This is a genomic window from Clostridia bacterium (assembly GCA_017410375.1).
In the GTDB taxonomy this organism is placed as follows: domain Bacteria; phylum Bacillota; class Clostridia; order RGIG6154; family RGIG6154; genus RGIG6154.
Window position 1 is genome coordinate 48705 of the sequence record JAFQQW010000061.1, and the last position, 22562, is coordinate 71266.

At 45.2% G+C, this 22562-nt stretch carries 12 protein-coding genes; 4 read left to right on the forward strand and 8 right to left on the reverse strand.

The window, feature by feature from the left end; translation table 11 throughout:
• Positions 1-21 precede the first annotated feature (21 nt).
• The 4 genes from IJE10_10245 to IJE10_10260 form a co-directional block, all read right to left on the reverse strand.
• Complete coding sequence (locus IJE10_10245; protein MBQ2968484.1) at positions 22-2694, reverse strand: family 16 glycosylhydrolase; 2673 nt, start codon at positions 2692-2694, stop codon at positions 22-24.
• Positions 2695-3261: 567 nt separating this feature from the next.
• Positions 3262-5952 (reverse strand): hypothetical protein, encoded by a 2691-nt coding sequence (locus tag IJE10_10250; protein ID MBQ2968485.1) that lies wholly within the window; start codon positions 5950-5952, stop codon positions 3262-3264.
• Between the two features lie 86 nt (positions 5953-6038).
• Positions 6039-6962, reverse strand: coding sequence for a magnesium transporter CorA family protein (locus tag IJE10_10255; protein ID MBQ2968486.1), 924 nt, complete (start codon positions 6960-6962; stop codon positions 6039-6041).
• Positions 6963-7128: 166 nt separating this feature from the next.
• Positions 7129-7941: a sugar phosphate isomerase/epimerase gene (locus tag IJE10_10260; GenBank protein ID MBQ2968487.1), complete on the reverse strand. Its 813-nt coding sequence runs from the start codon at positions 7939-7941 to the stop codon at positions 7129-7131.
• Positions 7942-8050: 109 nt separating this feature from the next.
• Here IJE10_10260 and rlmH point away from each other — a divergent pair, with 109 nt between their 5' ends.
• The 3 genes from rlmH (at position 8051) to IJE10_10275 (ending at position 15169) form a co-directional block, all read left to right on the forward strand.
• A complete protein-coding gene (gene rlmH, locus IJE10_10265) occupies positions 8051-8530 on the forward strand; it encodes a 23S rRNA (pseudouridine(1915)-N(3))-methyltransferase RlmH (GenBank protein ID MBQ2968488.1) in 480 nt (159 codons plus the stop codon).
• 169 nt (positions 8531-8699) lie between these two features.
• Positions 8700-13454: a glycoside hydrolase family 127 protein gene (locus IJE10_10270; protein ID MBQ2968489.1), complete on the forward strand. Its 4755-nt coding sequence runs from the start codon at positions 8700-8702 to the stop codon at positions 13452-13454.
• Between the two features lie 98 nt (positions 13455-13552).
• Positions 13553-15169: a right-handed parallel beta-helix repeat-containing protein gene (locus IJE10_10275; protein MBQ2968490.1), complete on the forward strand. Its 1617-nt coding sequence runs from the start codon at positions 13553-13555 to the stop codon at positions 15167-15169.
• 113 nt (positions 15170-15282) lie between these two features.
• Here the strand turns inward: IJE10_10275 and IJE10_10280 are convergent, their stop codons facing one another.
• On the reverse strand, positions 15283-16614 hold the full coding sequence (locus tag IJE10_10280; GenBank protein ID MBQ2968491.1) for a hypothetical protein: 1332 nt from the start codon (positions 16612-16614) through the stop codon (positions 15283-15285).
• Between the two features lie 269 nt (positions 16615-16883).
• On the opposite strand from IJE10_10280, the gene IJE10_10285 reads away from it, so the two are divergent.
• Positions 16884-17513: a helix-turn-helix transcriptional regulator gene (locus IJE10_10285; protein MBQ2968492.1), complete on the forward strand. Its 630-nt coding sequence runs from the start codon at positions 16884-16886 to the stop codon at positions 17511-17513.
• Positions 17514-17577: 64 nt separating this feature from the next.
• Here the strand turns inward: IJE10_10285 and IJE10_10290 are convergent, their stop codons facing one another.
• From IJE10_10290 to IJE10_10300, 3 genes are all read right to left on the reverse strand, one after another.
• Entirely contained in the window at positions 17578-20043 is a 2466-nt protein-coding gene (locus tag IJE10_10290) for a DUF4358 domain-containing protein (GenBank protein ID MBQ2968493.1), read from the reverse strand.
• A gap of 17 nt (positions 20044-20060) precedes the next feature.
• The gene (locus IJE10_10295; GenBank protein MBQ2968494.1) at positions 20061-21500 is read right to left on the reverse strand and encodes an MBOAT family protein; all 1440 of its coding nucleotides are present in this window, start codon (positions 21498-21500) and stop codon (positions 20061-20063) included.
• Positions 21501-21613: 113 nt separating this feature from the next.
• On the reverse strand, positions 21614-22339 hold the full coding sequence (locus IJE10_10300; GenBank protein MBQ2968495.1) for a zinc ribbon domain-containing protein: 726 nt from the start codon (positions 22337-22339) through the stop codon (positions 21614-21616).
• Positions 22340-22562 lie beyond the last annotated feature (223 nt).

A 22562-nucleotide genomic window follows, 5' to 3' on the forward strand; every position in this document is an offset into this window, starting at 1 on the left:
GAAATCCGTTCAGCATTTTTATTAGTAGATACTGTTTATGCCGTTATAAAGTGTGTCGGAGGGCTGATAGATTTTGTTGCCGATGATTACGATATCATCCGGCACAAAGGTAACCTTTTGGCCCAGACCCTCAGATACGGCACGGACGGGAACAAGTGTTCTTCCGTTTTCTTCGTATGCAGGGGCATCTAAGGTATAGGGCGCACCGTTAATCAGCATTTGGTCGCTTCCGATTTGCAACGCGATGGTATTTTCACCCATGGTAATGGTAATGGCACGGGTTGCATCGTCATAGCCGACCGTTGCCCCGAGTGCTTCTGCGATAAAGCGGATGGGCACCATAGTGCGGTCATTTAAAAGCTTGGGCATAACATCGGGATTGCTTTCGTCCACCGAAACCTTTTTGCCGTAGGTCAGCGCTTTGTTGTTGTCAAGCTTTAAGATGAGGGCATCACGCAGGGTAATGGCACTGTCGTCCGCAATTGCTGCTGCAGAGGCACGGACTAAACCGCCGTATTCGGTATCAATGGTCACGTTGATTGTATCGCCTGCTTTGGCTGTAACTCTGCCAAGCTTAATCCAGCCGCGCGCACCGGAGGTGTCTACCGTTTTGTCCACCTTCTGTCCGTTGTGCTCATACCAGATATGCACGCCTGTACCCGACTTGGGATGACCCACATTATAGTACAAAACATCGTACTCGGCATCCTTTTCGGCGGTCATGGTGTAGGTTGCACTTGCGGTTTCGTCGTTAAATTCGTTGGCATACTGGGTTTTTAAGCCATTGTAGCCGGGCTGACTGCTCTTTTTCCAGGGGCCTTCCAGCACTGCGTTTACCACAGGGTCTTTCGGTTCGCCGTTATAGGATGCAATTTCGCCGAAGGATACGTCGGACACATCCATGGAATACCGTCTTGCAGGCTCGGTTTCCCAGCCGGTGGTGCAATAGAAATTCGGGTCGTCGATAAGAATCCACTGGTCCTTGGTTGCTTCGGAAATGAACTCGATATAAAGCTCGTTATCGGTTACTTCAATATTTTCAAAGGAAAGCTTTACCATTTTATCGGATGCCGGGATGTCCTTTTCCAAAACGGTTTCACCGTTGAAGCCGGAAAGACGAACCTTTGCGGTTTTCTGTCCGCCCGAGGACATGGCATACACATCAAAGTTATAATTGCCGTTTGCAATATAGTAAAGGCGCTGGGCGGTGGTTACATTATAATCCTTGTCCGAGCGGTGTGCCAGAACATTGTTGCCTCCAACCGCATGGTCGCTGTATTCTACCGTGCTTGCTTCCGCGTCGCCGATTTCCATCCAGCAAACGGGGTCCTGCGGGTCGGTGCCCTGACCGAAGTCGGGATTCTGATTGAATTCAAATTCATAACCACTGATTAAGTTGATGTTTTTCATGGGTGCCGCAAAGAAGCGGAAATAGTCCCAGGTTACATCTGCGGGGAATTTGGATTTGTCAATCTCGATGGTGTTGGACAGGTCTAAGTTTGCAAGACCTGTAATCCACACATTCTGCTGTGCGTTGTGGAACACGATATCGTCACGGGTTTTGTGCTGAATCAGCTTGCCGTTTAAGTACCAGTTGATTTCATTGGGCAGCCATTCATAGGCAAACACAAATTCCTGCGAGGTTAAATAGTCGCGTACCGGCTGGAACGCAAAGCTTTTGTGTTCACCGATTTTCTGTACAGCATTACAGGTAATATCGTAAGGCATATCCGAATCGATTTCATAGCCGTCCAGTTCATACACCAGGTTGTTTTTGGGATAAACCACGCCATCACCTTTTCTGCCCATAGACCAGAAAGAGGAGTGTACACCGCCTGTTTCGGAAAACAGTCTGCAGGTGATTTCATAATAGCCGTAGCCGAAAAGGTCTTTGGAGATGATACCACCGCCCGTAATCATTTCTTTGCCGTCAATGGTATCAAAATAAATGTTTTGTACAAGCTTGCCGTCTTTAATTTCCACATTTTCGGGACGATTCATACCGCCAAGTCTTTCACCTGTACGGTAGTTCCATACGTTTTCGTTTAATTTGTCCCCTTCAAACTCGTCTGCAAAAACCAAAACATAGTTTTCGTTGGGTACGTTGGCATAAACGGACGGGTCAACGGTTGCGGGGTCAATTACAATTTTTTCACCGCGGACAACCGTTTCGGGTTCTTCGGGCTGTTCGGGTTTCTGCGTTTCGGCAGGCTTGGATTCGGGCAGAACAACGGGCGTACCGTCTGAGGGTACAAGCTTTGCCGCGCCCAAACGGTAGTTAGGCTTAACGGTACCGCTCAGATAGCTTTCTGTTCCGTCAAATTCGTAAATACCGAGTGAGGTCCAGCCGGTTTCGCCTGTTTTTAAATTAAGGGTTGCAATGGGGGCTGTTTGTCCGTTCTGGGTAAACAGAATTTCCATGGCATCGGTGCTTTTTTCATGCACGCACTTCCAGAAAAACAGCTCATATTTTCCGGGTGTGGGCACTTTTAAGTCAATTTTAAAGGTTGCTTTGCCGTCAGAGCTCCAGATGTGTGCCTCTCCGTCATAATTCGGAACGGCTTTGGATTTGCCCCAGGTTCCGGTGGTTTCGGAAACCGGGAAAATCAGTTCTGCATCTTCTGCCAGCACGGGCAGAGCGATTGTGGATGCACAAAGCATAATCGCAAGACACAAGCAAAGTAATTTTTTCATATATATTTCCCTCCTGCTTTTTGCATTTTCCGAAAAAATGCATTCTTTCAACTACAGAATAGCACTTTTCTTAGAAAAAATCTACTTTTTTCTTTGCAATCCATTCCGTTTTTTTGCAAAAGTTAGCGTGGTATGTGAAACAGAGCGTGCATTTTTACCAAAAAATCAAGTAAAAGTCATCTAAGCGCTTCGCACGGCATGGCGGAAGGAGCAAGCCCCTTCCCTGCACGAAACCCTCTATCCTATATTACGGCGCTATACATATCATCCGCTCAAGCCAGAGATTCTTCGCTTTGCTCAGAATGACGCGAGCAAAGTGCTCTTCCCGTAAAAAGTTATCTGCGTGCTTCGTGGGCATGGCGGAAGGAGCAAGCCCCTTCCCTACACGAAAACTTCTATCCTATATTACGGTGCTATACATATCATCCGCTCAAGCCAGAGATTCTTCGCTTTGCTCAGAATGACAAGCATAATTTCAACTTGCGGTTAAGCGACTTTTTTGACGGTCTAAAAGAAAACAACAACGCATTTTACGTTGTTGTTTTCTTTACAGTCTCTTTTATTTTGTTATTCTTTAACCTCTCCAACAACTAAGAAGTTACCGAAATAGAATTCGTTCTTGTCGTATTCGGCTTTGTTCGCCTGGTAGTCACTCATGGAGGTTTTATTGGGTTTTTCGCTGTCAAGTTCAAAGGTTACGGTATGCTCGCCATAGGGCAAGGTAGGCGTAAAGATGTACTGATGACGAAGCTTAGAGCTGTGCGGTGTGTGACGGTTTAAGGTAATGGGTGCGTTGTCATCTATAGTCACTTTGAGCTGACCTGCATAGGTCCCGCCTAAGTCAAACACACCGATGGAGGTACCGGTAAAGGTTACGGTTACCTTTGCGCCCGGCTGTTTTGTACCAATCATTTTGGGGAAGATTTTCTGGAAGGTGGTCATGTAACCGCCGGTATAGGGATACGAGGGGTCATAGCCTGTGCCGTTTGCGGTGTATTCTGTCCACTCGCCTTCAAATTTTCCGATGTTGTAGTCATACATTTTTGCATTTTCCCAGTTATCTGCATGTAAGGGGGATTTTAATTCATGATTACGGGTAGAACCGCTGTTGGTATGCTTATCCATGGTGGCAATGGCACGGGCAACTGCACCTGCGTACAAAATAGAGCCGTCCATGGTGGGATGGGTGCCGTCCGAAGAGAAGTGGATTTTTCCAGGCTCCGCACTACCGCTTAAGGTTATCTGACCTGCATCATAGTATTCTGCAATCTGGTATGCAAAGCTTACAGAGGGTACGCCATAGTGTTCGGCAACATTTTCATAGCCACGCTCGTAAGTGGGAACTCTGCCCAGGCTGTAATTGGGAATATTGCCTGCGGTTGCCGTGTAAACCAAAATAATATCGGTGCTGTTATCCTGCGCCCAGATTTTACGGATGATACCTTCCATATTCTGTTCCGTACCGCCGTTTACCGCATATTCCACAAACACCAGATCGGGGTTGTGAGCTAAAATTTCACGGTCTGTACGGCATGCTGCAAGGTCTGCGCCTGTTCCGCTCAAAGAGGTGTCTATCTCTACAACGTTTGCTTTGGGGTACTGGGCACGAATCCAGTCTAAGGTTTTGCCTCTCCAGCCGTCCTGCTGGGTGATGCTGCCGCCTAAGAAGCCGACTACAACCGTTTCGCCGTTTCTTAATTTGTTGATGGTATTCACCATTCCGTTGCGTTCTTTAAATTCGTTGGGATTGAAATAGTCTAATTTATAATCGTTTTCGCCAACCGTTCCGCTGTAGCCCGAAAGGTCTTCGTCTACCACAGCAAAATCTAAAATTTCGCCGCCAAAGCCCTGTACGGCACTGTCTATCAAATCTTTGTCTACATCCGCATCAAATTCCAAATCCGAAATGATGATTAAACCTCTCGAATCCCAGAACACCTTTTTGCCCATGGCTTCCACCATAGCACGAAGCGGGATGAAGGTACGGTCATTATAGGTATTTGCAGGGGTATCCAGCACAACGGTTTTGCCGTTTACTTTCATTTCTGCCTGACCTAAAACCAAAGAGAGGTCACGATTGCCTGCCTTTACAGTAACCGCCTGGGTTGCATCGTCCCAGCCTACGGTTGCGCCAAAGCTTTCGGCAATAAAGCGGACGGGAACTAAAGTTCTGTCGTTTTCGGTAAAGGGAACCACTGCGTCATTGGTTGTATCTACTTTTGTTTCTTTGCCCATTACATAAGCCTTGGGATTGCCCAAATAGAGCATAACAGCCTTGCCAAGCTTATTTGTGGGCACATTGATTTCGATTTTTTTGCCGCCAGTCATTACATATTCAATCTCCTTTGCAGACGGGCCCACAAAATTGGGGTCGTTGGTAATTGCAAAGCCTTCGCATCTTGCATAAAAGGCAGAGGCATCAATCATGGAAAAAGTGTGTGTGCCTGCTTCCAGCGAAATTTCTCCCAATTTTTGCCAATTCCAGCCGGATTTGCCGTGGGTACCGCCCTTTTCAGGCATTTCGGTTTCGTCTATTGCCACCGCAAAGAAACGGATGCCGGGACGGTCATTGGGGAAGTCCAGTCCGCGTGCCCAAACAGAATAGGTACCACCCTGCTTGACTTCAAATTCGGCTTTAGCAGGCTGTGCAGAGTCGGGTGCATTGTCGGTTTTGCCGTAGAAAATGGGCAAAATCGAACCGTTCGCAGGATCTGTAATTTTCCATGTACCCAAATTCTCCGAAAAATCTTCCACCTTTAAGAATACAGCTTCTTTGTCTGCCGCGAGCTTGTACTCGGTTTCGGTCGGCTTGGGTGTAGGAGCTGGTGTGGGTGTGGTCGGAGCAGGTGTTGTGCCTGCTTTTGCAGGCGAAAGGGTAATGTCGTAGCTGTAGTTTTTATCTTCGGTGTTGTCCATATCCATTTTAAAACCCTCGGGCACTTTAAAGTCGATGGCGGTCATTCCGTTTCTGACATCACTTTTTAACACAACAACATCCTTAAAGAGTACTTCTTTGGAAAAATCTTCTGTGCCATTGTAGGTGACAACACCATTGAGCAAACAGCCTGCCAGCTGATTGGCTTCTGTTACTTCAAAGGGGAAGTTGTCGGTTTTGACCACCCAACGCTTGTTGCCTGCGCTGCCGGTGTTGTTGACCGTGATTTTAAACGGTTCAAAGTCGGTTGCGTCTGCTGCAAAAACGGGCAGAAAGCTCAGCACCATGCAAAGCACCAGACAGATTGCGATAACTTTTTTCATAGTATCCCTCTTTCTTTATGAATTTAAATTTATTATACACTTTTTGCATTTGGATGTCAACAAAAAAAGAGACCGCAGTCTCTTTTTTAAAATAATTTCTTAATTTTTAAGAATATGCCGACTATAGCAGTGGCTACGACCGATATCACAACAGGAATCCAGAGGGGTGCACCCATGATATGGGTAACATTCATGCCGTAGATACTGGCAATCATGGTGGGCACAGTGAGTAAAATGGACAAAGAGGTTAAGGTTTTCATAACCATATTCAAGTTGTTGGAAATAATGGAAGAAAAGGCGTCCATAGTACGGGACAGAATGCTGGAATAGATTTCGCAGGTTTCAATCCCCTGACGCACTTCGATGAGTACATCCTCCATTAAGTCCTGGTCTTCCTCGTACATTTTAATCAGTCTGCCACGCATGAGCTTTTGCAATGTGACCTGATTGGATTTTAAGGATGTGGAAAAGTAAACCAAGGATTTTTCCAAGTCCAGAAGCTGAATCAGCTCTGCGTTTTTCATGGAAGCGCGTAATTTTTTCTCCACATGGGTTAAGATTTTGTCCATCTGCTTTAAGTATTGCAGGTAGCGGTTTGCCACGGTATAGAAAAGATTCATGGCAAACTGGGTTTTGTGTTCGGTTTTGTAGTTTTTTGCCGAGCTGTTGGCAAATTCGCGGATAATGGTATTTTCGCGCAGGCAGACAGTCACCACATTTTCCTTGGTGAAAATCATGCCAAACGGCATGGTGGAATAAATAACCGCTTCATCCTCGCGCTCAACACGCGGAATGTCGATTAATACCATGGTTACACCCTCGTCGCTTTCCACACGGGACGATTCTTCTTCGTCCAATGCGGCACGCAGGAAATCGTCTTCAATTTTTAATTCTTCTTCCAAAAAATCAATTTCCTGTTCGGTGGGGTCTACCACGCTTACCCAACAGCCGGGTACTCGCTCGTCTAACTGCATGAGCTTGTTGTCTTCGGTCTGATAGTAGTTAATCATGAAAAAAACCTCCTTTTTCAAAGAGGCAAATCAATTATATAAAATAGTTGATATTGCCCTGCATGCAGGGCAAACAAACACAGTGCTACCCTGTCGCATTAAATTTTTAACTTTAAATTAGGGTACGGGTCCGCACTCATGTTTTCAACTCCTTTTTTGTTTTTATTTATTTAACCAATGTCAAAGGTGCATTGGTAAAAATCTCTTTTGCATTCTTTGCAAAGTCTGCAACCGTTAAATCACGGCTGCGCGAAAGTGTTTTGGGACAACCAAAGCGAATTTCGTACATAAACACACCATTATAGTTTATGGTTTGCAACGCACTTAAAACCTTTTCCCAATTGATATTCCCTTCACCCGGCAACCAATGTCTTTCATCTATAAAATCAAAATCAGACACGTGCAAGGTGATAATTTTATCTCCCAATGCCAAAATAGCATCTTCGGGTTTTTCAACCGTAATGTGGTTGGTGTCAAAGCAAATTTTAATGCGATCGTCCTCCGCGGTTAAAAATTGCATTTCTGCAATGGAATTGCCAAGACAAGTACGAGGCAAATCTTCCACACAAATTTCTGCACCGTTTTTTCCACATATATCTGCAAGAAAAGAGAGCGACTGTCTTGCATACAGCAATCTTTCTGTACGGTCGGCATCTGAAACCGGCTCCAAACAAGGATGTACCACAAATTTGGTTACACCAATTTCCGCACCTTTACAAATGATTTCATTAAAATGTGCAAGTGTTTTCTCACGGAAATCCTTATCGCAGGAAGCAATATCACAACTCGATACAAAAGGCAGATGCAAAGACCAAAGGTTTACACCGTATTTTTGGGCAAAAGAATATATCTTTTGATAATCAAAACAATCATATTCCGTTTCGGAAATTTCCATATCCAAAACATTGTTTTGGGCATAATCCCGGAACAACGAATCGTTAAGCTCCTTGCCGCAGGAAGAAAGACCAACACGATACATAGCTATTTCTTCTTTCTTTTCTTGTTTACACCAAACAGTATACTCCTCTTTTTAAAAAAATGCAAGCTTTTTTTCTTGACTTTCCCCATTTTTACTATATAATATAGGTATGAAGATTAAAATGATTGTTTTAGGCAAGCTGAAAGAAAAATATTTAAAGGACGGAATCGGGGAATATGTAAAGCGTATGTCCCGTTTTTGCGATACCGAAATCATTGAATTAAACGATGAAAAAATTCCCGACAACCCTTCGCAGAGCGAGGAAAAAACGGTGCTTGCAAAGGAAGCGGAGCGCATCAAAAAGCACATCGGACAAAAAGATTATGTTATCTCCCTTTGTGTGGAGGGCAAACAGCTTACTTCCGAGGAGCTGGCATCTAAAATGTCCGACATCTCCCTTTCGGGGTACAGCACGGTGGATTTTATCATTGGCGGCTCTCTGGGACTTGACCCTGAAATCAAACAACTTTCGCATTTAAAGCTCAGCTTTTCTAAATTCACATTCCCCCATCAGCTGATGCGGTTGATTCTGACAGAACAGCTTTATCGGGCGTTTAAAATCAATAATAACGAAACCTATCACAAATAAAACCAACAAAAAGACAACTTTTTGTTGGTTTTGTTTTATGTGAAAATCCCTGTGCGCCCTTTTAAAAACAACAAGCTTTAAATTTTTCTCCAAAATGGAATGAAACCTACAAAAATCCATGTAAAAAGAGTTTTTTTACTGATATAATGAAGAAAAGGAGGATTTATATATGAAAAAGTTACTTTCTGTTTTGCTTGCTTTATCTCTTTTGGCAAGCCTGATGCCTATGACGGCTTTCGCAGCTGACGAAATCGTTTTTAAGGCAGACAAGACCTACATTGTATTAGGTCCTGACGGATTTACAAGCTACGGCGCGTTTAAATCCGTTGAAGACGGTACCACCGGCTATAAAATCATCACCGGCGGTATTGACAAAGACATCAACACAAAAGACACCGCAGACATTAAAATTTGTCTGCCCAAGGACGGTGTGTACAAGATTTATGCGCTGTCTAAAGACTTTACCACCAACCCCGGCATTCGTTTTTACGATATCCGTGTGGGTGACACAAAGACGTTTCGCACCGGTAACCACGGCAAGCAGGGGTATTTCTGGCAAAGCTCGGACGCCTTTTCCTGCTACGGCGGTGAAATGCCCTTGTCTGTGATAGACGCATCGGGCAACTATGCAAGATGTGCGGCAATTGTCATCACAGACGATTTAAGTTTTAATCCCTCTTCCGCGCCCGAGGCTGTAAAAAAGATGATTGCAGAGCGTCAGTACAAAGAAGGCGATTTAACCTACTCTGCCGTTACTTTAGAGGGCAGACCTGATTCGGAAATCGCAATCAACTTAAACGGTCAGTGGATGACCTTTGATGTAGACCCTGTTTTGATGAACGACAGAACCATGGTGCCCTTCCGTGCGATTTTTGAGGCTCTTGGTTGTACCGTTTCCTGGGATGATGAAAACCAGGTTGCAAAGGGACAGAGAAACGGCGTTATCATTGAGCTTCCCATCGGCTACACCACCGCAAAGGTTGGGGACATGAGCTACACCTTAGACCAGCCTGCAGTATTAAAGGATAGCAGAACACTCGTTCCGCTCCGCTTTGTATCGGAAGCTTTGGGGGCACAGGTTAAATGGGACGATCCTACACAAACCGTAAGCATTTTAGCGCCCATCCCGGACGAAATGGTGCTGTTCGGCCAAAAGTCCTACAGCGATGTGGGTACCTGGAGTGTGGACACCGCCGCCGGCGTGGACACCCTGATGGGTGAAGCGATGATTGGTACGCAGCCCGGTTCCGGCTCTAAATTAGAGGATGCGGACACCACAAACAACAAGCCTGCAATTGCAAACTTCTCGTTAAGTCAGGGCGGTACATACAGAGTATGGGTAAGCTCCCGCGACTTTGCCACCAATCAGCAGGGCGACCGTTTCTTCCAGGTTTCTTTTAACGACCAACCCATGATGGAACACAAGTACGGCACCCACGGCGGTACAGGCTATGCCTGGGCATCAGGCGGTACGGTTGAACTGCCTGCAGGGGAAAACACCCTTTATGTGCATGACACCTCCGGCTTCTTTGCAAGATTTGACGGTATTTTACTTTCTAAGGATTTAGAGTATGTTCCTTCCAGCAACTATGCGGATTTAAGCAAGCTGGTGCTCCCCTATGACAACACACCGTCTCTGCCCAGAAGCTTCCCGCTTTATGCCAACGAGCAGAGCGACCCGACCGAATCTTATTCCATTGAAAGCGAACAGAATAAGGTTGTATTTTATAAAGTTCCCACCTCTAAAGGGCAGGTTATTCAAAACGAAATTTACGCAAAAGAGGACGGCGCTTGGGTGAAAACCAAAAACCGTAACGAAGATTTAGGCTATATGGTTATGCAGGCGGACAAAGCAAGCTACAGTGTAGCAGAAGGCAAATTCGGCTTAAACTACAGCTATACCATAAACGGCAAGAGCTACGGAAGCTTGTCCTCCAATCCGTATTTGGCAGGTATTCCGCATCACTTTATTCCCACCGATTACACCGTAAACGGCAACAGCGTGACCTTGCTTTCTTCAAACGAAGCAGGTACACTTTCTGCTACCTGGTCTTTCGATGACAATCCGTATCCGCTGGTTTCCATCGATTTCACACCTGCAAAAGACGGCGTATATTCTGTTGTGGCATGGGAAGGCAAGGGCTTTACCGCAGAGCAGTTTGAATATGCCTTAGCACCCTTTAGAATTCAGTACAAGCGTGTACCCGAAGAGCCGCAGCTGATGACCGAAATGTATCTGTTTACCCCCATGGGTACTTATACACTTTATGAAAACAATGAATACAGCGCAAAACCTGTTACCAAAGGTGTTGTGCTTGACCCGAGCTGGATTCCCAAGCGCTGGGTATACAAGGATAACAATCTGTTTGGTATTTCCATGAAAACGGTAGACCTTGCCCATCGTGGCACGGTGTTTGCGCCCGTCCTGGGTGCGGAAGAATCGGTTATGCCTGCAGGCGTGCCTTACAATGTAAGAGTACGCATGGTATCCGATGTGGCAAGCTGGTCGGACAACTACCACAACACCGTAACCAACCTCTTTGATGTAAACGACTACAGAAAGAATTACGAAAATTCTTTAAACGAAGCCATTTTTAACACCAGAAGCTTAATGCTGGACGACAAGTACGGCGGATGGGATCAATATGACAAGGCACATTACAACATGGAGGGCATGAATGTAACCTCTGTGGCAAACTCCATGGCGGCTTTGCAGGCATATCTGTTGTCCGAGGACGAGGAAATGCTGGAAAAACGTGCCATCCCGACCCTTGCCAACACATTAACCCGCGGTCATATTCACTTTAACAGAACCGGTGTTGCAGGCGGTGGCGGCTACTGGCAGCCCAAAACCGAGCCGGATCCCATTGGCGAACCCGTTTCCGGTTTTAACGCAAACGTAATCGGCGGTATGTATGAAATGACCCATGGCGGTGTGCCCTATCTTTTAAATTACGGTCTGCAGAAAGGTAAAACCGAGGTTACAAATTCCTACGGCTCTATCGCCTCTTTCTCCAACGACCTTTCCATGTACAAGTATACCGGTGACAAAAAATATTTGGATACTGCCATTGAAAAGGCAGACAAATACTTAGAAAACACCGTTTATGCAGAAAGCACACAGCAACCCGAGTTCAGTCTGTTCATTTACATTTCTTACTATCCGAACTTAGCTTCTTTGGTAGACATTTATGAGGTAACCGGTGACAAGAAATACTTGGATGCGGCAGAATATGTAGCAGAATGGATGACCACCGGTTTATGGGTACCCGGTGTGGACGGCGAAAAGAAACACGCCCCCATCCTGGCGAACGATTTAAGCCAGTTGCAGAAGAATTTCCATTACGGCTCCGAAACCCACGAGCATTTCTGGTGGGCAGGGGATACACAGCTTCGTGCAGGCCGTGAAACCTTAACCGACACCGCGCACAACAACGACATCATCACAAGCCGTACCCGTGAGGTTGAGGGCTGGATTCCGTCCCGTGCAGGGCTTGGTGTAGAGCAGGCATCCACCTTCGGCAACGGCTCGAACATTGTCATGCAGTCGTTTGTAGGCGATTTTATGAAGCTTGCGGCATACACAGACAATGAATTCCTGGCAACCGCTGCAAGAAATGCCATTATCGGCCGTTTCAGAAGCTATGACGGCTACTACAGAAACGCATACATTACCTATCAGCAGGAAAGCAACTATCCGATAGACGGCCCCGATTACACAGGTATCTACTGGCATCATATTCCGCCTTTCCTGGCAATGCTGGAAGATTTCATCATTAACCAGACCTTTGCATGGTCGGGCAGAAACATTTCGTTCCCGTCACTCCGTCAGCAGGGTTATGCATACTTTAACTCCAACCAGTACGGTCATGAAGCAGGCAAGTTCTATGATGAGGATAACATGTGGGCATGGCTGGCTGAGGACACCGTACATCCCGATTCCATTCAGGTTGACTGGATGGCAGCAAGAAAAGACGGTGTGGCAGGTATTGCGTTCATGAACGAGGACGAAGTGGCAACCACCACAACCATCACTTTAGGCGAAAAATTCGGTGCAGACAAGAATTATACCGGCACTGCAACCCTTTATGACAAGAGCGGTAAAATCGGTACAGTTGATGTTAAGGATGGCAAATTTACATTAACCATTCCTGCAAAATCGTTGCAGGCAGTTAAATTAAACATTGCATCCGTTAAAGCACCTGCGTATGCAGGCATGGACTACAGCAAGACCAGTGCGGAAATCGGCGGTACGATTTCGGAACACAAGAGCGGTAAGGGCTATACCCTGCAGATGGCAGAAGACAGCTACTTTGCTTATGTATATACCACCTACAAGCCTGCCGACATCAAGAGTGCAACCTTAACCTATACCGTAGACGGCAAAAAACAGACCGAAACCGCTTCTGTATATCCCTTTGAATTTATTGTAAAGGTTGACAATCCCGATGCGGTATTTGAATACACCCTTTCGGCAGAGGCGACAAGCGGCGGTACATTGGATTTAGGCAGCGGCAAGCTGATGACTGCGAAAAAATCCGAGGCGCTCGGCATTAAGTACGAGCCTGCAGAAAGCACCTCCGGAACAGGCTCGGTCGCTGCAGAAGCATTAAAGTTTGAACCAACCGACATTAAGCTGGATTTCCAGGGGTCGGCACAAAATGTATTCCGCTTTATTGTGATTCAGGATTCCCTGCCCTTTGAACCGACCGCAGAGAATGTGGTTGGATTAAAGCTTACCGGCACCATCAACAAGGGTGGCGAAAAAATTGAGTACGCAGGCAACATCCAGAGCATTGAATTCCGCGACGGCGGAAAGTGTGTGCTTGTGGCAGGTGCAGGCAATGTGGGCACGGCAGGATTTGGCTCTCCCACTGAGGGCGGCTATTCCTGGGAAAAACTCACCATTCATCCGATTGACTAAGCTTTTAAAGGACTGCGTATGTACGCAGTCCTTTTTTAAAAGTTGTTGACTTTTTCATAAAGGTTTGCTATGATTTAAAAAGAGAGGAGAGGGTTTTTATGGTAAATTACAAGGATTTTGCAAAGACGGAGGATGTGGCATATAACATCCACACCGCTCTTTTATACTGCAAGGAAAAGGGCGAGGACGGTCTTGTTTTTGATAAGGGTGAATACCACATTTTTGCAGAGCGGGCATCTGAGGGCGTGTATGCCATGTCCAACCATTCGGATGCAGGCTTTAAGCGGTGCTGTTTTTTGTTGGAGGGTTTTGAAAACTTTACAATAGACGGCAACGGCAGTGATTTTATCTTTGAGGAAATTTTGACCCCTGTTATCATCAGCAACAGCAAAAATGTAACTGTTAAAGGGTTTTCGTTTACCGCAAAGGAAGATTTGGCAGGGCAGTTTGATGTGGTACGTGCAGGCGACGGCTGGATGGACATCAAAACCACCCACGGCACGATTTATACCCATGGCGGCGATTTATATGCAGGGCAATTCAAAGGAGAAACCAAAAAGCTCCGGTACTTTGACATTCACGACAGCCAGGGGCGGATTATAGATGGACCCAGCGAACATTTCTTTGCGGCACATGACAGCGACAACCGCATGGTTTTCAAGGCGCTTGAGGACGGTACTTATCATGCAGAGTGTCTGCCTGCACCCGTTTATGAGGGGCAGAAGCTTGTAATGGGTGCCGGAACAAGAAGGGCAGCAACCATTTTTGTAAACGCCTCTGAAAATACGAAAATTGAAAATGTTACCGTTTACAGCGGTATTGGCATGGGCATTATTGCACAGAATTCAAAAAATATTGATATTGGTCACTTTAACACAAAATGTAAGGACGGCAGATGCTTCTCCATTAACGCGGACGGCACGCATTTTGTGCATTGCGAAGGGGATATCCGCATCCATGACTGCTATTTTGAAGGGCAATTGGATGATGCGTTGAATGTACACGGCATTTATCTTAAGATTGTGGATAAAATTGACAACACCTTATTGTTAAAGGAAGTGCATCACGAGCAGGTGGGCATTGATGTGGTCAGTGCAGGAGATGTTTTGCAGACCGCAGACCCTGAAACCCTCATCCCCAACGGTGAATACAAGGTGAAAAGTGTAAAACGCATCAATTTACAGCTTTTGGAAGTGGTTATCGACGGAGATGCCTCGGACATCCGCATCGGGGATGTGGCAGACGAAATTTCCCATGTGCCGGATGTGATATTTGAAAACTGTACCCTTGTAAACAACCGTGCAAGAGGCATGCTTCTGGCATCGGCAGGCAAGATTACCATCCGGAACAATCTGTTTAAGACGCCGGGGCCTTCCATTAAGTTTGAATCGGACGGCAAATACTGGTATGAATCGGGTGGCACAAAGGATGTTTTAATTACCGGAAACACCTTTGAAAACTGCAAATACAGCGGTTGGGGCGACTCGGTAATTGTGGTAACCCCCAGAGAAAAGACGGAAGAAGGCAAATACTATCACAAAAAAATTGCGGTGGTGGAAAATGAATTTAAAAACTGCAAGGGCTATTTAGCTTCCATTGACAACACCGAAACCTTTGTGTTTAAGGGAAACCGCATCATCGGTCAGGAACTTAATTTGTACCGTACAACCCATTGTAAAACGGTTGATGTAGATGAACAAAAAAAGGGGCTGTAAATTTATTACAGCCCTTTTTTAGGGAATAGGAAAAAAAGTTTGGAATGGACAAACTTTGTTCGCCTTTATACTCGCGTTTTTGCGATCCGGACTTTTTTTACATTCCCTTTTTTTTAGGCAAAAACGACATATTCCCTTGCCTTTAAGCACAAGTTGTTATCTTGGATTTGGTGGTTGCCGTTGGAAAGCAGGCAATCTTTGTCTTGCATGTCTTTTTCAATTTGAATTTGTACAGGTTCTTTTTTGGTGTTGCCGAAAAAGTAAAGGGCTTTATCGCCATGCACCCGTTTGAAAGCGATGACACTTTCGGGCGCATCGGTTTTAATCCACTCGGTTTTGCCGTAACGCAACACATCACTTTCGGCCTTTAAGCGGTTCAGTGCCCGGATTACGGTCTGTCGTCTTATGCTTTCGGGGGTATGCTTTTTGCTTCGATCGGTTACCTCGTATTTTCCCATATAAAAACGGTTGGCAAACATGTTAAGCTTTGCCTCGCAAGCCAGCTCGTTGCCTGTATATACCATTGGAATGCCGTCCATTAAGAAATTGATGACCTCAATCTGCTCCATGCCATCATGCCCTGCTTTGGTTTCGGTTCTGCCGTCCCAGTCGGTTACGGTGTCATGGTTATCAATATCCATCAGTAGTTTCCCGCCCTGCGGAATTTTTTGCAAAAGTTCTTCGTGCAAAACGCGGATGGTATCGGCAGGCGCGTTGTCACAAAAAACATTGCGCATTTTTTCGTGCCAGGGATAGCAATAGGTCGCATCAAAGGCGACGGCCATTTTCTCGTAGTCGTTGCCCTCGTTAATGAGTACTGCATCGGACTTTATGGTTTGAATTCTCCGTCTTGCTTCTTTCCAGAAATCCACAGGGATTGCGTCTCCCACATCCAGACGGAAGCCGTCGGCATCAATAACAGATATATAGTAAACCATATTGCACCACAGGTATTCCCTTAAGCCCTCACAATTAAAGTCCAGCGCAGGGAAATGCCAAGCGGTTAAGATGAATTCGCCCTCAGGGGTTTGCTGTACAAATTCAGGATGCCTTTTAATGATGGGTGCATTGGGTCCGATATGGGCATAAACCATATCCAAAAGCACCTTCATGCCTAAAGCGTGTGCTCTTTCGGTTAAAGCTTTTAAGCTTTCCATGGTGCCGAATTCCTCATCCATTTCAAAATAGTCGTTCATCCGATACATGTTTTTCGGATTCCCCGTTTCGGAAGAAAGCTGGCGCTTGCTCCAGTTTTCTTTATTTTCGCTGTTGTCCTCCGAAAAAACGGGACAGAGATATACAATGTTAAAGCCCAGTTCCTTTAAAAAGGGAAGCTCTTTTGTGACGGCATCAATGGTGCCCTCTTCTGAGAAGGTTCGGGGGTTAATCTGGTAAATGGCATTTTTTAACAGCCAGTCGGGTGCAGTCAGTGCAATATTTTTCATTCATATCACTCCTTTTTTTACAGTATAAAACACTTTTTTGCCGTTGTATATAGATATTTCGGTATAGTTCTAGCACAATTCAACACTTGACATCCGTTTAAAGTCTTGTTAAAATGAAATAAGAATCGGAGGGATTTATATTGTTTTATCAGGATGATTTACAGATACAGATTATAGATGTTTTTCATATTCACCGCAAAAAAAGTAATTATTGCACTCCAAAACGCCCCTTTCATGTGCTTTCCAAGCGTATTTGCGGAGAATGTGATATGTCATTTGCAACGCAAAGCTTCAGGGTAAACCCCGATTATTTGCTGTATATTCCCGAAAACACCGAATACGAACGGCAAAGCTATGCCGATGAGGAAATGGTTGCCATCCATTTTAACATTTTAAACAAAGTGCTTTCCGAGCCATTTTTACTGCCCGTGGATAATCTGAAAGGCTCTTCGGTTTTCCTTGAAATTTCTGAGGTCTGGAGCCGAAAGGAGAGGGGCTATAAATATAAGTGTCACGCCTTGTTACTCAGCTATTTAAGCGAAATTCTTCTGCCCCGAAGGGTTTCTAAGGAATATGAAAAAATAGAGCCTTCGGTTTTGTATATCAAAAACAACCCTGCGCAAAAGATTCAGGTTGAAGTGCTTTCAAAAATGTGCGGTTTGTGCCTGACCCAGTATCGGAAGCTGTTTAAAAAAGCGCTAGGTTGCACACCGGTGCAGTATATCAACCGCCTGCGTGTGCGCCTTGCCATCAGCAAAATGAGCGGAGGCTACCATTCTATGGTAGAAATTGCAGAGCTGTGCGGATTTTCGGATCAGAATTATTTTAACAGAGTTTTCAAAGCGGAAACGGGGCAAACACCCTCGAAATACCGTGCGGAATTTTTAAAAGGAATATAAATATAAAATTGCCGAGTGTCGCTAAAGACACTCGGCAATTTACGTTTACCGTCCTGCGGACTTTTTATTTCATGCATGACAAAACGTCTTTCCCGGTTATGTTGTCTGCAATGCAGACTGCTATCACCTTGCCCTTTTGTTCAATCACGGGCGAGTTCAGCTTTGGCATTTCTTCGGGAATATAGTTTTTAAAATCCAGCTTACGCCGTTCAATGCGTTCCTGAATCAGCTTTTCAAGCTGTTTTGCATACTTTTTGTCTTTCAGTTCAAATACGGCAATTTCTTCTGCGGTCGCGCCGCCGCCTAAATACATGGAAGCGCTTGCAATCTTTTTGGGGTCTATCTTATAAGAAGAAATCACAATGCTGTCCGAAACCTTTGCTAAGGTATCCTTCGGCTTTGCTTTTTTCAGAATTTTTTTGGCAATGCCGTCGGTGTCCGCCTTACCGCCCGCAAAGGTTTTATTTTTGCCGTCTTTGAGCTTTACAACACCCTTTTCGGGTACCGCATGCTTTTGCAGATACTCGGCAAACTCTCTGTATTTTTCAGGTCCGAGATGTACACCGTCGCTGCCGATGTTGTCGGGCAGATATCCGTCATCCCCTTTGTAGTAAGAATGCACATCCACATAATAGCATTGCTTTTCCTTTGCCATTTTCAAAAGCTGTTCATTGTATAGCGGAATCTTGTCGTTTTTGATGCTGGTGGACTCGGAATAATGCTTTGTAACCGGCATAATGGACTCAATATACACAATGGTGTTGGGGAATTTTTCGCGAATTTTGTCAATAAAAGCCGAATACCGTTCTAAGTAGCTTTCCATTTCGTCATAGGCGATTTCGTTTGTGCCAAGCATAATATAGATTTTACCCATCTGCTCTCTGGCGAAAATGGACTGCAATGTAGTTTTGCCCGAGGGCAGAACAGCACTGTCGAGATTTTTGGTATTCAGACCGCCCATGCATAAAAATTCCGAATTAAAGCCCGAGAAATTTTGAATGCCGATGGTCAGCGAATCACCTACAAATACCGCATCGTCAAAGTAAGAAGCATCTACCTTTTTCAACTCAGGCACAACCCCGTAGCTCACATCCGGTACAGTCCCTGCAAAGGCAGAGGTTTTCTTAAATTCGCTTATTTTTGCAAGATTGTTGTCGGTCATGAAGGTGTTGTGGTTATATAGAATCAGGACATCTTTGATGTTGTTGTCATACAGGTATTTAAACACGTCCTCATTATAATACCGCAGGTCAATCATGTAAATATCGCTGTAGTGGTTTGCCAGAAAAGGCACAATGGAGTGGGCATACGAATCCTTGATGATGGCAAGCCGTCTGTTTTCCACCGCATCCGATTTGATTTGGGTAATGGCATGGTTGCCGTCCAAATAAAATGCATACTTGTCTCTGCCCTTTAACATTTTTTCGTTGTACAAAGAATCCATTTCCTGCTTATCCAGAGGAAAGCTTACCTTGTACTTGGGCGGAATGGCCAAGCTGTATTTGTAAATGGTATCGTTTTCGGTGCGTGCAAACCCCGATGTAGAGTAGCAGGTACCGCAAAAATCGGTTGCCATTTCTTCCACCGTAAAGTCGGTTATGGGATACGGCTCAAACCCTAAGGTCTTTGCAAGAGCCGTGTAGGTGTAAAAGCTGCCCAGTGCCGTCTGGTGATGGTCGCTCCGATAATATAAGTATTCATCGCTGTGCTTTTTTAAGGCAGGTGCGGTATCCGCGATTGCTATACCCTTTTGCAAGCCCTTCTGCAAACGGTTTTGAAGCTTTTCATACGCGTTTGTATACGCAAACCGCGGTAATTTGTCCCGGTGAATTTCGTACGCGGTGGGTACAATCGCAACCTTTACATTGTAGCGGTCCACCTGTGCCAACGCGTTGATGGCTTGCATATTGGAATTTAAATTCACTTCCGAATGTGCCGAAGAATTTTCAATCAGATAGCCGTCTTTTCCGAATAAAATGTTTCGGTTTTCTTCCTTACCGCTTAAGGTTTCGTACCGTCTTTTAGATGCTACAAAATGATTTCGGAACACAAACTGGTCTGAAATGTAGCTTTCGAAATCCTTCATAAACTGACCGCTTACAATGGTACTGCCGTTTGTCACGGGGAACTGTGCAAGCGCGCGGTTTTCCTTTTCCGAAACGTCTTTAGAGGGCATCACAATGTTAAACAGCAACAGAAGCACCAATAGTCCTGGTACTGCCAGAGAGAAAATTCTCTTAATGTTTTCCTGCTCGGTTACGGTTTTAAAGAAGGTTTTGATGCGGGTCACAAGGCTCTTGTTTTTAACCGCCTTTAAAGGCGACATGTCCGGGAACAAATCCCGCAAAACCTTAATTTCTTTGTCGCTGTCCTCTGCAGTTGTCGGTGCTTCGGGTGCAACTTCTGCCACCGTTTCAGGCTCTTCAGGCTCTTTTTCAACGGTGCTTAAATTGCTGTATCTTTCCCTGAGAAACTGTTGGAAGCGTTCTTCCTCCAGATCGAATTCACTTTTGTTGTTTTGTTCGTTCATTTTTCAAGCACCTCCCATCAGAATCTGAAATACAGGAACGGATTGTATGTGCTGTCTACCAAATAGGCAATGCACACAACCAGTACCACAAACGAAAGCACCGGACGAAGCCAGTACAGCTTGTATTTGGTCAGCATCAAAAAGAATTCCTTTGTCTTTGGCGTACAGCCTAAGATGGCGGCAATCAGCACCAGCCAGTACGAGAAGAAGCGGAACCAGAATATACTGTCGGTAAAGCCGATATTTGTAATGTTAAGCATAGAACCGATATAAGCAAATGCCACGCCAAAATCAAGATTTGCAAACAGTACCCAGCCAATCATGACAATCAGCATGGTGTAAATCGTCTGCAAAACAGACGGCAGTTTTTCCAGTTTTTTCTTTAAGAATTTCTTTTCTACAATCAGTAAAACACCGTAATAAATACCCCAGGCAACAAAGTTAAAGCTTGCCCCGTGCCATAGTCCTGTCAGCATCCACACCACAAAAATATTAAAATCCTTGCGGAGCTGTGCCTTTTTATCGGGTGTCAGCGAAATTGAGCCGATACGGGTGGTTTTTTCATAGCGGGAAGCCTCGATATGACTACCGCCTAAGGGAATATATACATATTCCTTAAACCAGCTGCTTAAGCTTATGTGCCATCTTCTCCAGAAATCAGTAATGCTTTTTGCGGTGTAGGGATAATTGAAGTTCTCGCATAATTCAAAGCCGAACATTTTACCCAACCCGATTGCCATATCCGAATAGCCCGAAAAGTCATAGTAAATCTGCATGGTATACGCAATAATACCAAGCCACGCACAAAGCATGGAGCGACCGGTGGTTGCCGCCGTCAGTTCCCAGAGCTGACCTAAGTTGTTGGCAATCAGTACCTTTTTGCCAAGCCCCACGCAAAACCGCTGAACACCCTCTGCAAACATATTTACTTTTTGCGGATGGTTATGTAACTGGTTTGCAATATCGTCATACCGCACAATGGGTCCTGCAATCAGCTGCGGGAAGAAAGCCAGATACAGCCCGAAGGATACAAAATGCTTTTGCACCTTGGTTTTGCCCCGATACACATCTATGCAATAGGAAAGCGCCTGGAAGGTGTAAAAGGAAATACCGATGGGAAGCGCCAGCTGCAGGAGCGGAAAGTTTGTACGAATCACTGCATTTACGGTAGAAATAAAGAAATCGCTGTACTTAAACACCACCAGCAGGCCGATGTTGACCACAATATTTACCGCAAGAGCGATTTTACTCTTGTTTTTGTTGATGATAAAGCCGAACAGATAGTTAAATACTGCCGAAAACAGCATTAAAAAAATATATCTCGGCTCGCCCCAGGCATAAAACAGCAGGCTGACAATAAAAAGCAAAAGATTTTTGTGCTTTTTCGGAACCAGGGCATATAACAAAATGACCGGTGCCAGAAAATAAAACAAAAACAGTAAGCTTGAAAATACCATTTTTCCGTACACTCCTCAAAAATCCATTTTCTATTATTGTACCACAATCCGACAAAAAAGTCCACAAAATTTATAAAAAAAGCACCGCCGAGGCGGTACTTTATAAAACAACATCATCTGAACAGTTCAATCATGCGGGAGAGCTCCGGATACAGCGCCTCAGGAGTAAGCTCTAAAGAAATCCAGCTCATACTGTTTACACCCGCCGTAAGCAGGCTGATGGTGTCTTCTGTTTCTTTTACAAAAAAGGTTTCTGTATCCACATTTTTTCTTTCATATTCACCAAAATGCTCCTGCGCATAAGGCAAAAGTGCGGCTTCGTTGTCCACAAGCAGGGTAACGCCGTAAAGCTGACCTGCATCGTTGTAGTGGCACTCCAGTTTCATTTCACCCAAGGTGGGAGAATATGCCGCAAAAACGGTGCCGTTCTCCGGTTCGGGGAGAAAGCCCTCCTCTTCCAACGCGTCAGCAACTTCGGCCCCCGACATTCCCCATTTAAGTGCCTGCCGGTCTCCGTACAAAAACAGGCAGAAAAGCACCAGCAGAATCCAGAAAACAACAGAACAGCAAACCATCGCCCAGAACGGCATTTTTCTTCTTTTTTCATAAGGTGCCGTGCCGTAATTGGCATACGGACCGAAAGGATTTTCTGCGGTCGGTGTAAAGGGGATGGGACTCTCGGGTACAGATGCGTCCTCCGAAGGTGCAGACTCTTCTGCAGAGGCATTTTCAACCACAGGCACGGTTTGTACAGACTCTTCCGGAATGGGGGTTCCGCAACGGGTACAGAAGGAGTCGCCTTCATACAATTCAGCTCCGCAATGGGTACAATACTTCATATACATTCCTCCCTTGACACCATTATACGCTTTCCGACAAAAATAGTCAAGAAAAAAGGGAATGTAAAAAAAGTCCGGATCACAAAAACGCGAGTATAAAGGCGAACAAAGTTTGTGCAAACGCACGAGAAAGACACAAAATGAAGAAAACACGCAAAATTTTGCGCGTTTTCTTTTGATAAATGCGTTTTTGCTATGAACAAACTTCGCCTCTCGACGTACC

What these genes read in the sequence shown, in the direction of transcription:
- IJE10_10275 (MBQ2968490.1), top strand. Translation starts at nt 13,553, where the DNA reads ATGGTAAATTACAAGGATTTTGCAAAGACGGAGGATGTGGCATATAAC.
- IJE10_10295 (MBQ2968494.1), bottom strand. Translation starts at nt 21,500, where the DNA reads ATGGTATTTTCAAGCTTACTGTTTTTGTTTTATTTTCTGGCACCGGTC.
- IJE10_10290 (MBQ2968493.1), bottom strand. Translation starts at nt 20,043, where the DNA reads ATGAACGAACAAAACAACAAAAGTGAATTCGATCTGGAGGAAGAACGC.
- IJE10_10260 (MBQ2968487.1), bottom strand. Translation starts at nt 7,941, where the DNA reads ATGTATCGTGTTGGTCTTTCTTCCTGCGGCAAGGAGCTTAACGATTCG.
- IJE10_10280 (MBQ2968491.1), bottom strand. Translation starts at nt 16,614, where the DNA reads ATGAAAAATATTGCACTGACTGCACCCGACTGGCTGTTAAAAAATGCC.
- IJE10_10300 (MBQ2968495.1), bottom strand. Translation starts at nt 22,339, where the DNA reads ATGAAGTATTGTACCCATTGCGGAGCTGAATTGTATGAAGGCGACTCC.
- IJE10_10250 (MBQ2968485.1), bottom strand. Translation starts at nt 5,952, where the DNA reads ATGAAAAAAGTTATCGCAATCTGTCTGGTGCTTTGCATGGTGCTGAGC.
- IJE10_10255 (MBQ2968486.1), bottom strand. Translation starts at nt 6,962, where the DNA reads ATGATTAACTACTATCAGACCGAAGACAACAAGCTCATGCAGTTAGAC.
- rlmH (MBQ2968488.1), top strand. Translation starts at nt 8,051, where the DNA reads ATGAAGATTAAAATGATTGTTTTAGGCAAGCTGAAAGAAAAATATTTA.
- IJE10_10270 (MBQ2968489.1), top strand. Translation starts at nt 8,700, where the DNA reads ATGAAAAAGTTACTTTCTGTTTTGCTTGCTTTATCTCTTTTGGCAAGC.
- IJE10_10245 (MBQ2968484.1), bottom strand. Translation starts at nt 2,694, where the DNA reads ATGAAAAAATTACTTTGCTTGTGTCTTGCGATTATGCTTTGTGCATCC.
- IJE10_10285 (MBQ2968492.1), top strand. Translation starts at nt 16,884, where the DNA reads ATGTCATTTGCAACGCAAAGCTTCAGGGTAAACCCCGATTATTTGCTG.